This window comes from Corynebacterium sp. HMSC04H06, from assembly GCF_001815935.1.
Classification (GTDB): domain Bacteria; phylum Actinomycetota; class Actinomycetes; order Mycobacteriales; family Mycobacteriaceae; genus Corynebacterium.
In genome coordinates this window covers 40,799-50,857 of sequence record NZ_KV823451.1, presented here as the reverse complement: position 1 = coordinate 50,857, position 10,059 = coordinate 40,799, and the positions used below count along the sequence as shown (strand labels likewise).

Sequence of the window (10,059 nt, the reverse complement as noted above, 5' to 3'; positions counted from 1 at the left end):
AGGTAGGAACTAAACCCAGGACGCTTCAGGTAGATCAGCGCACACATCAGATCCGCTATATGTCTTGCCATATGGCGGGACATATGTTATAGCGTATGTTCCGCCATATACTAAAGCATATGTCCACCCGCATGGACTGCCATGGTTGGTGTGTGCTGGTGAGTGCTCTATATTTCGCGGGGGAGCAGTGGGGCGGCGTGGCTTACCCGCCAGGTGTTGGTGGCGCGGAATGCTTGACCTTGGCGCAAAATCTTGCGTCCAATTTCGCCGCGTTTGAACCCGAACAGGGAGTGGAGCATGTTCACCGTGGCGGTCGCATCGGCTACTGCCGCGTGCGCGTCCGGATTGTCCAGTCCCAGGCGGTCAAGGAGTGCGGGCAGGTTGTAGGGGCCACGGTCAAGCATTTGCTTGGCAAGGTCAATGGTGTCAATGAACGGAAAGAACTCGTCCTCGCCCTCATCATCGTCGACGCCGGACATACGGTCAAACTCAGCAACTATCATTTTCGAGTCAAACGGGGCGTTGTGGGCAAATAGCTGCATACCGTCGATGTAGCTAGTGAAGCCCCCATACACATCATTAAACGTGGGAGCAGTAGCCACCATGTCGTTGGTAATGCCGTGAATGTGGGAGTTTTTAATAGCTTTGCCGTCAGGATTCAGTAGTGTGTGCCAGGAGTCGACGGGGTTGAAATATGCGTCTGCGCGCACGGCAGCAAGTTCAATAATGCGGTCATAGCGCTTGTTAAAGCCGGTGGTTTCGGTGTCAATAACGGCAAAGACCGGCTTGCCTGACATACGTGGGGTATAGCGGTTGAGGAGGTTTTCTAAAAAGCCCATGGCCCCAAGCCTAGAGGCCCATACCGACATGGAAGCCTAAACGCTATCGAACATAACGGCAGCACTGTTTTCTGTGTAGCGCCCCTGGGGCACTTAGTTACCTTTTCTGATTCTTTGCCGCTCTTTTCTTTTCCAAGACAGTCTAGAAGACACAAGGATACGTGGAGGGTCATAGGACTGCGGTTGTGGTGGGGTGTTTTGGTGGCAACCAAATCGCTTGCGATTTGGGCGGCAGCCCAACGAGCCGAAGGCGAGGCGGGAGCCTTTCGGTCTTAAGCTTCTGGCGGTGTTGGTTGATGGATCCCCTGTGGGGATATAGATCTACAGGGATATAGTTATAAGCCACCTGGGAAAATAGATAAACGTGCAGGTAAAACCCTGTGGATAACTGGGTCGGTGAGGGTAAATATGCGCATCCTCTTTTTGAGTGAGGGTAAATATGCGCAGTGTCTGCGAAATGGTTCCCCGGCGGAGAGGTAATTGTTATGACAATGCCGTGATGGAAAACTTCTTTGGCCACTTGAAAGCCGAGATGTATCACGGTGAGAAGTTCGGGTCTGTCAAAGAATTTACCGCTGCGGTAGACGCGTACATCGACTGGTACAACGCGGAAAGACTCCAGCTGGGACTTGATGGTTGCACCCCGATGAAATACCGGGATAAGGCCCTTAAGACGTTAGCCGGGTAGGATTACCCCTAGTCCAACTTTCGGGGGCAAGTTCAGTTTCAGTTCGCGGTTTTCTCGACGCAGGCGCCTGAGTTCTTCTTCCATTGTTTCGCCGCCTGAAGCGTCAGAATTATCGTGTACTGAAGGCTGTCACGGTACCAAGCCCGCAACGTGTGTTGAGATACTCCAAGGAGCTCGCCGACCTCGGTGTAGGCACGTTGCAGTGAGCAAGACTCCAGGCGGACCATTTCAATGATCTGATGGACCGCCTTCTCCTTGAACTCGACGGAATACTTTCTAGGCATAGTTCAATCCTTCCTTAGCTGAGGTAGGAACTAAACCCAGGACGCTTCATTCATCATGCCTTCCACGCTTTCCACGAGTAAACCGTATTCCGCGGAAAATAACGCGCAGAAGCCTTTGGTGTGTGGGGCGCGGTGATTTCCGGTGCGGCAGCGGTCGGACCGCTTGCCGATGGTGCACTGACGGAATGGGTGTCCTGGTATTCGCGATTATCGAGGGCCTGGCCTAGGCTGGTGGGAGCCCCAATCCTCATTCAGCTTCTTTGGCTGGACCTGATTCGAAAACGCGGCTATTTCACCGGTTCCGCTAGGGCTCGCGATCTCGGCCGTGGGCTTCGCGCTTTTTATCAGGTCGGAAGAGCACCGCGAGCGGGGTCACCGCTCGGCGCTGTTGTATCTTGAATTGTTTTTCTTATTCCACGTTCTCGTGGGGCAATATCACCGCTGGTGCGGTAGCAATCGGCGAGTTTGCCATCATCTTCGTGTTGCCGCTGTACCTGATTAATACTTTGGACCTCTGCACGACGTGGTCTGGCCTGGTGCTGGCAGCCATGGCAATCGGTGCATTCTTCTCCGTTGCATCAGCCCTCATGTCGCGGCACGGTACGGGGCGTCTGGCACCGTGCTCATTGGGCTCGGCTTGGAAGCCGTCGGCGTCCTTAGCTTCGTCCTGCTTATGGGGCCGGATACGAATGATTGGATCATCGCCGCGCCGCTGACCCTGTACGGCTTGGGCCTGGGGTTCGCCTCCGCGCAGCTGACCGGCACGATGCTGCGGGATATTCCCGTCGATGACTCCGAGCAAGCCTCCGCAACGCAAACCACCGTGCGCCTGGGGCAGTGGTGTAGGCCTTAAGCGAAGGCATGGCCAACGCCGCGCAGTGGTCGCTCGTAGCCGCTACCGCATTCTTCGCTCTGAGCCTTGTCGGTGCACTTAGGGTGCTCCGTGCTGCGGGGGGAGAGGGGGAGAGAAGGGAGTCCCCCGCAAACAATGCCGATCTCGGTGCCCGCGTTAATCGCGTCCCGAACTGATTTTCCACCCGCTTGCTGCTTTGCGTTGCTGCCAGAAGTGACGGTAGATACCGGGGACATCGGAAAGCTCAGAATGCGTGCCCAGCTGGCTGACTTGCCCGTGTTCATCCAAGACTACGATTTGATCAGCAGATTTGATTGTATCCAGCTTATGGGCGATGACAATAAAAGTAGATTGCTCCCGTAGCTCGTCCATCGCAGCAAGAATGTTTGCCTCATTTTCTGCATCGAGCGCGGAAGTTGCTTCATCAAAGAGGACAATCGGCGCTTGTTTGAGCAGCGCACGAGCAACAGATACGCGCTGGCGCTCGCCGCCGGACAGAAGCCGCCCGCCTTCACCAACAGGAGTATGCCACCCTAGGCGGTTGGCAATAGAAGTCACGCCTGAAAGATCAGCTGCGCGGAAGACTTCCTCATCGGAGGCGTCGGGACGACCAACGCGGATATTAGCGATTAACGAGTCGTCGAAGAGGTAGACGTCCTGAAAGACCATGGACAGTCTGGACATTAACTGTTCGGTTCCAAGCTCGCGGATATCTACGCCGTCAACCATGACCGCCCCGGAATCTACATCCCAGAATCGTGAAATAAGGCGCGCAATTGTGGTCTTTCCGGAGCCAGAAGGACCGACAATGGCGGTAACGGTGCCCGGTTGGGCGTGGAAGGCGACATCGACCAATACCGGCTTATCTACGTACCCAAACGTGACATCGCGCAGCTCAACACTGCCCGAACCGTCTCCTGTGCGCGGAGTAGTGGGTTCTGGCAGGGAAGGGGCATCGGTGATGAGCTCGGTTTCTGCGAGTGCGATACGGCCTGCGTCTAAACCGACGAAACAAGAGCCCAGCTGCTCAAGCGTGCGGGTAAACCTCAAGCTGATTCCGATGATCGCAATTGTTTCTAGTGGCGATAGGGTGCCTTCAACGGCAAGATCCGCGGAGACCATAATGAGAGCCACGATGAAGATCTGTACTACTATGCCGTTGAGTAGCAAAGCTAATGTGGATACCCATAGCTCGCGTATCCGTGCTCTATGATCGATTTCTAGTGCTTGCTCAAGTGGCGCAAACCCTTGTGATTTTCCCGCCGCGCGCAAGGCCGGCTGGCGGTTAGCAAATTCTACGATGCGCTGGGAGAGCTCTTTACTCGGCCCGAGTGCGCGGTTCGATGCTTTCTCACGAATCCATGCAGCCAACTGCATCACCACGAGCGCCAATGGTGCGATGATTAGAAAGACCAATCCCAACCGCGGATTCCAGAAACACGCTCCAACCAACAGGGTCATAAGTGCTGCACCATCGCGGTACACCATGCCTTGAGTATGTGCAAGAGTCTCGGCCGCCACCATAAAACGATCTGAGACGAGACGAGATAGCCCGCCGGTATTAGCCGGTATGAACCAGCCGAGCGGTAGCGTTGCCAATTTATCGCCCACAGTCGTGTGCGCGGTTCGGATGAAATCCAAGGCCGTGTGGTAAGAGGCCATGGTTGCGAAAAATCGTAGCGCAAAAGCTACGAGCGCAATTGCCAAAAGCGTCCACATCCATGGTGCGATCGTCGTATCCCCATCGAGTGCCTTTGTAAGTGGCACGAGCGTGAGAACGGCGAGGCCGTCAAGCACGCCAACGATAAGCGATAGACAAGCATGCCTTTTATTGAGCTTATGACCTACAGGACTTTGCAGCTTTTTGACACTGCGAGTAAGTAACGGATCACGAAGCCGCGAACTAGCAGGCGTGGTGGCATTAGACATGAGAATTATCCTTCACAGGCTTGAGGCGGATTATTTGGTCTGCGCCTTGGATGGACTCTGGCTTGTGGGCGATGACTAAGACGGTCTTGTCTCTGACGAGTGTGGCTAGAGCTGCTTGAATTTCTGCTTCGCAGTCAGGATCAGTTGCCGCAGTAGCTTCATCCAGGATCAAGATTGGGGCATTGGTAATAATTGCCCGGGCAATAGAAATGCGTTGCTGTTGTCCACCGGATAAAGAGATGTCCTCACCAACAACGGTGTCGAGCCCAGCCGGTAAAGCGCGAATATCAGCAGCTATGTGCGCGGCCTCTGCTGCTTGCCAGATCTCTTCATCACGAGCTTCTGGGCGTGCAAGGCGAATGTTTTCCCGAATACTCATTCGCAGTAAGTGAGGATCTTGTAAGACGAAAGCCACAGTGCGGTACAAACTGTCGAAAGTGAGATCACGGATATCCACGTTGTTGATAGTGATTGTGCCCGAATCTGGATCCTGGAAACGCGCCAGCATCGTTGCTGCTGTGGATTTGCCAGACCCGGAGGGGCCAATCAATGCCGTGACAGTGCCTGCGTTTAATTGCGCAGAAAAGTCTTGGAGGACTGGTGTGTCTGGGGCGTAGCTAAAGCTGACCTTATGGAACTCCACCTCCATGTCTTCACTACTGGCATCGAGGCTCTTTTGGCCTTCTTTCACGTGGGAAATTGTCATGACTTCATCAAGGCGCAACGCCGCATTGCCAGCGAGCTGGTAAGACCACATCATGCGGCCGACGGTTTGAATCGTGCCCGGGATCACCAGGGCAATCAATGTTGTGGCGATGACTTCAGCAACCGTGACATAGTCCCCGGCTATTAGCAGAGAACCGACTCCTACATTGATAAGGATGAGCACGGGAACCGCCACCACGGATTCTGAAACTGCGCTAACACGCAGAAGTGGACGTACCCACTCGTAATAGAATTCCGCGAATTTTTGGGCAGCTTCGCGGTACCGCGCGTGAGCTTTACCAACGGTGCCGAAAGCCTTGACGACGGAAATACCTTCGGAGAACTCCACTGCAGTGGCAGAAACCTCTCCAAGATAATCGTCCATTTCCGCAGTTTTTGTGCCCATATCTTTCATTGAATACGCCTGGATTGCTAGGAAAATGGGCACAGTGGCAATAGAAAGTAGGCCAAGGCGCCAATCCAAGATAAAGGCATAAACTAGAAGCGCAAGAGGCGTGAAGATTGCGGCAACTTGCTCTACAGGAGCATGGGCTGTCAGGGTGTGCAGAGTTAGCGTATCGTCCTCGACGGCTTTGCGGACTTTGCCGGAATTAGTCTGGCTAAACCAAGACAGCGGTGCTTTCGCAATAGCGGTAATAATTCGGCGCCGGTTGATCCCCACCAGCTTTGCATCAGCGAAGTGGGTGATCGCAAGGGCAAGGAAATAGAAGAATAGCTGGCCCAAAAATGCTGCAAGCAGCCATTTCACAATGGACGCGACGTCATCAGTATTGCCGTCGATTAGAGCATTTCCCAGTGCCACCAACGCGACGTAGGGTGCTACGGCGAGTACCGAGGATATAAGCGCGAGAAACTGTGCGAAGTAGATGGTTGTTTGCACTGGGGCCAGTAGCTTTTTTAGAGCGACCTGGCCGGCTTTTTGTTTTGCGCGAGCCTCTTCTTCCGGTGACGCATCGTGTGAATCTGGTGCGTGGGTTCCGCTTGATTCTGTGGAACTTTGTTTTACCTCAGACATTTCTTTCTCGATTCTTATTGATTTCCGTCATATCGATGATTCTGGTGACTGATTCTTGGATGAATTCGTGGTCATGGGTGATAACGATGACCACTGCGCCGCTTGCTGCAAGAGATCGAAGCAGCGCAGAGATGGATTGCAGTTGGCGCCAGCCCACTCCAGAGGTAGGTTCATCGAAGATGTAGACCTCTGCTTGCTCGGCTTGGGCTGAAGCTATGGCTAAGCGTTGCCGTTGCCCACCGGACAGAGACTGCGGATGCCGTTGGTCCATCTCTTCCAGATCGAGGCGATGGAGAATCTCGTTGACATCGATGTGGTCCCGCTTCTTCTTTGCCAGTCCGAGCGTGACCTCTTCTTCGGTGGTGGCAGCGAATAGCTGGCGGCCAACATCCTGCATCACCATGTACGCGCTGCGCCTCCGAGCTGCTGCTCCTACTCGTTTGCTGTTCAAACGGAGACTACCGCCGCGTTTGGGAGAAGCAAGACCACAAATGATCCTGGCGAGGGTGGTTTTGCCAACACCGTTGGGCCCAATCAAGGCGGTGACTTCGCCGCTGGGGAAAAATGCGTGGTCAATGTTGAGCACCTCATGCGTGCCATAAGAAAAACGGATATCGCTTAACTCGAGTCCGCTCCGCTGGGGATCGGCGTTTTCGGGCGTGGGTGGTTCGGGCACGCTCGCGGGGAGTGGAACGTGGTGTAAGCTGCGTAGCCCCAATTGTTTGCGTTCGGGTTCGTCTAAGGCATAAAACTCTTGGGCGTGGAAACTGCGCGCTATTTTTCCCTGAGTCAAGTAAATAACTTGGTCAGCGATATCTTTTAAGAAAAAGAGACGGTGATCAGCGATAATGATCGTTGTGCCTAATTCCTTCAAGCGGTGTAGCACGCGTGCAAGAATATCGATGCTTTCCATGGAGAGATTGGACGTGGGTTCATCGAGAAGCACGAGACTGCCCGGGTACACAAGCGCGCATGCGCATGCCACGGTTTGTAACTGCCCACCGGATAATTCTTTGAATCGCCGGCCCCGAAGATCGTTAATGCCTAGCAACTCGACCGCTGATTGAATCCTCGACTCAATTTCTGTGGGATCCACACCAAGGTTTTCTAGCCCGAAGGCCAATTCTGCATTGACGCTTTCAGTGAAAAACTGCGTCCGTGGATTCTGGAATACTGAGGCGCTGAACTCGATGGCGCGGGACAGCGGTTCCTGCGCAGGGTTAAAATCCTGGCCATCCTTTATAATAGTGATGGTGCCTAGTAGCTCTCCTGGATTGAAATGGGGGATGAGTCCGTTGATCAACTTGAGTACCGTGGACTTTCCCGATCCGGAATCACCGGTAATCAGTAGACACTGTCCTGGAGAGACAGAAAAAGACACATCAGATACACCTTGAATGCCTGGCCGAGCGCCCAATGGATATGTAAAAGAAACGTTATGGGCGTTTACACTGGTTGCGACACTGCGTTCGTTCATAAGTGGACCTCCGTGGGAAGCCAGACAGAGGCAACAACGAGGCCCAACCCAGCTATTGCAGTTGCATCGACAAGCTTGAAGGAAAGATCAGCGGTGGTGGTTGGGCGTGCGGGTCCTCCCAATCCGCGGACAAGAGCAGAGGCAGCGAGCTCATCACTAGCGCGGACGACGGCGCCTAACAAGGGGATGATCAACATCGCGGACGATTGTGTGGGCTGTGTGAACCAGCTTTTTACTCCAGGCTGGAGACCCCGAAGGACCATGGCATCGCGGATGGCTTTGGCTTCTGCCACGATGATCGGCAAAACACGCAGAAATACGGCCGGTGGAATGGTGGCCCAGCCTGGTAAACGCAGGTCCCGCAGTGCTGAGGTCAACGTGGATGGTGTGAGAATGAGCAAGCCGAATGCGCCGATGGACATGCTGATGACAAAACGGCTTAGCCACGAAAAAATTGCCGCCGAAAAAGCGAAAAATGTGGAGCCAGGAAGCTGTAATAGGCCCCAATACCCTAGATAGGATAATGCAAAAGCGCACAGGCAAATAAGACCATAGTGTGGCTTTACTGTAGCTAGTGCGATGGAGCTGAAGGCGATAGAAATCAGCAGTGTCGGTAGGTGGCCGTGGCTGAGAGCTACCGCATTGATTACTAGAACAGAAAGCAGCACGGTCCGTGGATCGATCGAAGATCGACGAAGCACGCCCTGTTTTTGCAGGCTCACAGGAGACCAGCGCTTTCAAAGTGTTTGCGGCTGACGCGAACTCCGACCTTTCCTCCGATAAAGCCGACGATGAGCGCACAAATGGCCAGTATTCCAATGGTCCATGGCTGGAAGATATCCGACATAGCATCGGCGTATTCTTGGCCCATTTGGTCTGCGATATCGACGTAGTATGAGTCCGTATCCAGAATTAGCGGGATAAAAGGCAAAGGAACCCAGGCACAGAAGACGCCATAGGCAATAGGGAAGGACTTGGCAATCCCGAGGTGGCTTTTTGTGATAATCAAATCCGCGATAAACCCAAGAATTATGCTTCCCAGCAAGGTCCAGAAGTAGTGCCCGGTGAGCATGAATGCTAATCCGTTAATACCGCCGACAAGGGTGAAAGCGCCCATTTTGGGCGTGCGGGCGGCATAAAGCGCTAGCACGATTCCATTTGCGATTGCCGCGATGAACCAGCCAATGAACATGAATTGTGGTCCTGCGAATCCAACCATCCCGGTTACAAAAGTGATTACAAAGTAAAGCGCAGCAAAGATGCCAGCGTTGATGAGATCTCTGGTGTTTAAACGTGCCGTCGACCCACTGGATGAGCTTGTATTCCGTGCGGGCGTAGAGGACTGTTGGGTCATGGTAAACCTCGATTCATGAACAGTAGGGAAAGTAAGGCTTACCTAAAAGGTGTAATACTGTTTGTAAGGTATTTCTAGTTTTGATCTGAAGATTCACCCTTAATGGGGGCGAATGTAGATAAGCGGACATCAAACCAGAGCACGACTACTGAGGTTACCCTTGTTTAGTGGACACACTATTTGGTGAATAGGGTAGGAGATCTCCCCTCAGTTAGCCGTTGTTTAGTCGAATCACCGTTAGCGGTTTGAGCCTTTAATACTCCTTTTTTGGTTGGCATTGTATTCGATTCGTTATCGGTATAGAAGGAAGTAAGGAAATGACTGGTTTAGGTTGAGCTAGCTTTCAATGGCAACCAAATCTATTGATTTGGGCGGCAGCCCAACGAGTCGCAAGGCGAGGCGGGAGCATAAACAGTAACCCGTAGTGAACGGTTTTGTTGGTTGATCGGCTGGGGGTATAGATCTACAGGGATATAGTTATAAGCCACCTGGGAAAATAGGTAAACCCGCAGGTAAACCCCTGTGGATAACTAGCAAGATGATGGTAGATCAGCGCAGCCTGACCTGGTCTTTTAATTTGTGATGGTAGATCAGCGCAAAGTGCTTTCAGGTAAAAAGAAAGCGCGCCGGAGGGCGCTAGTCTTCTGTGTTCTGTCTAGTCGAGTTCTGGACGAGACGGCCGCTGTCGGACTGAGGTGACTGTCTTGATCAACGTGGCAGCGGCCAGTATTGGAGGTAATTCCAGCGTTAGGCCACACACAGAATGTCATGAATGGCCTTCTTGATTTCGTTGCGTAAGTTTCTTCGCTCTACCGCAGTAGTCGATTTTTTGTCGAAAAGTTGTCGGCGATCATATCCCAGGTGAAGCTGTAGGCTTCGCGATTGTTTTTAGCG

General features: G+C 53.1%; 7 protein-coding genes and 2 pseudogenes. 2 read left to right on the top strand and 7 right to left on the bottom strand.

Annotated elements, in window-relative coordinates; all coding sequences use genetic code 11:
* Positions 1 to 167: 167 nt before the first annotated feature.
* Positions 168 to 839 (bottom strand): 3'-5' exonuclease, encoded by a 672-nt coding sequence (locus HMPREF3067_RS09635; protein WP_070769504.1) that lies wholly within the window; start codon positions 837 to 839, stop codon positions 168 to 170.
* A 469-nt stretch (positions 840 to 1,308) separates the two neighbouring features.
* Here HMPREF3067_RS09635 and HMPREF3067_RS09630 point away from each other — a divergent pair.
* A pseudogene (locus HMPREF3067_RS09630) lies at positions 1,309 to 1,527 on the top strand (IS3 family transposase); the annotation flags it as partial.
* A 36-nt stretch (positions 1,528 to 1,563) separates the two neighbouring features.
* On the opposite strand, the pseudogene HMPREF3067_RS09625 reads toward HMPREF3067_RS09630, so the two are convergent.
* Positions 1,564 to 1,811: pseudogene (locus HMPREF3067_RS09625) on the bottom strand (transposase); the annotation flags it as partial.
* A gap of 619 nt (positions 1,812 to 2,430) precedes the next feature.
* On the opposite strand from HMPREF3067_RS09625, the gene HMPREF3067_RS09620 reads away from it, so the two are divergent.
* A complete protein-coding gene (locus tag HMPREF3067_RS09620) occupies positions 2,431 to 2,664 on the top strand; it encodes a hypothetical protein (protein ID WP_070769502.1) in 234 nt (77 codons plus the stop codon).
* 156 nt (positions 2,665 to 2,820) lie between these two features.
* Here the strand turns inward: HMPREF3067_RS09620 and HMPREF3067_RS09615 are convergent, their stop codons facing one another.
* Genes HMPREF3067_RS09615 through HMPREF3067_RS09600 form a run of 5 tightly spaced genes read right to left on the bottom strand, consistent with a single transcriptional unit; the run spans position 2,821 to position 9,165 of the window.
* Complete coding sequence (locus tag HMPREF3067_RS09615; RefSeq protein ID WP_070769501.1) at positions 2,821 to 4,593, bottom strand: ABC transporter ATP-binding protein; 1,773 nt, start codon at positions 4,591 to 4,593, stop codon at positions 2,821 to 2,823.
* Entirely contained in the window at positions 4,586 to 6,334 is a 1,749-nt protein-coding gene (locus HMPREF3067_RS09610; RefSeq protein ID WP_070769500.1) for an ABC transporter ATP-binding protein, read from the bottom strand. The genes HMPREF3067_RS09615 and HMPREF3067_RS09610 overlap by 8 nt, the downstream gene beginning before the upstream one ends.
* Positions 6,327 to 7,811 carry an ABC transporter ATP-binding protein gene (locus HMPREF3067_RS09605; RefSeq protein WP_070769499.1) on the bottom strand — a complete coding sequence of 495 codons (1,485 nt, stop codon included), beginning with the start codon at positions 7,809 to 7,811 and terminating at the stop codon, positions 6,327 to 6,329. The genes HMPREF3067_RS09610 and HMPREF3067_RS09605 overlap by 8 nt, the downstream gene beginning before the upstream one ends.
* Positions 7,808 to 8,533 carry an energy-coupling factor transporter transmembrane component T family protein gene (locus HMPREF3067_RS11145; protein WP_083319254.1) on the bottom strand — a complete coding sequence of 242 codons (726 nt, stop codon included), beginning with the start codon at positions 8,531 to 8,533 and terminating at the stop codon, positions 7,808 to 7,810. The genes HMPREF3067_RS09605 and HMPREF3067_RS11145 overlap by 4 nt, the downstream gene beginning before the upstream one ends.
* Positions 8,530 to 9,165, bottom strand: a complete 636-nt coding sequence (locus tag HMPREF3067_RS09600; protein ID WP_070769498.1) for an MptD family putative ECF transporter S component — start codon at positions 9,163 to 9,165, stop codon at positions 8,530 to 8,532. The genes HMPREF3067_RS11145 and HMPREF3067_RS09600 overlap by 4 nt, the downstream gene beginning before the upstream one ends.
* Positions 9,166 to 10,059: the final 894 nt, after the last annotated feature.

Coding starts and splice junctions, on each gene's coding strand:
- HMPREF3067_RS09610 (WP_070769500.1), bottom strand. CDS start 6,334: ATGTCTGAGGTAAAACAAAGTTCCACAGAATCAAGCGGAACCCACGCA.
- HMPREF3067_RS09615 (WP_070769501.1), bottom strand. CDS start 4,593: ATGTCTAATGCCACCACGCCTGCTAGTTCGCGGCTTCGTGATCCGTTA.
- HMPREF3067_RS09600 (WP_070769498.1), bottom strand. CDS start 9,165: ATGACCCAACAGTCCTCTACGCCCGCACGGAATACAAGCTCATCCAGT.
- HMPREF3067_RS09605 (WP_070769499.1), bottom strand. CDS start 7,811: ATGAACGAACGCAGTGTCGCAACCAGTGTAAACGCCCATAACGTTTCT.
- HMPREF3067_RS09635 (WP_070769504.1), bottom strand. CDS start 839: ATGGGCTTTTTAGAAAACCTCCTCAACCGCTATACCCCACGTATGTCA.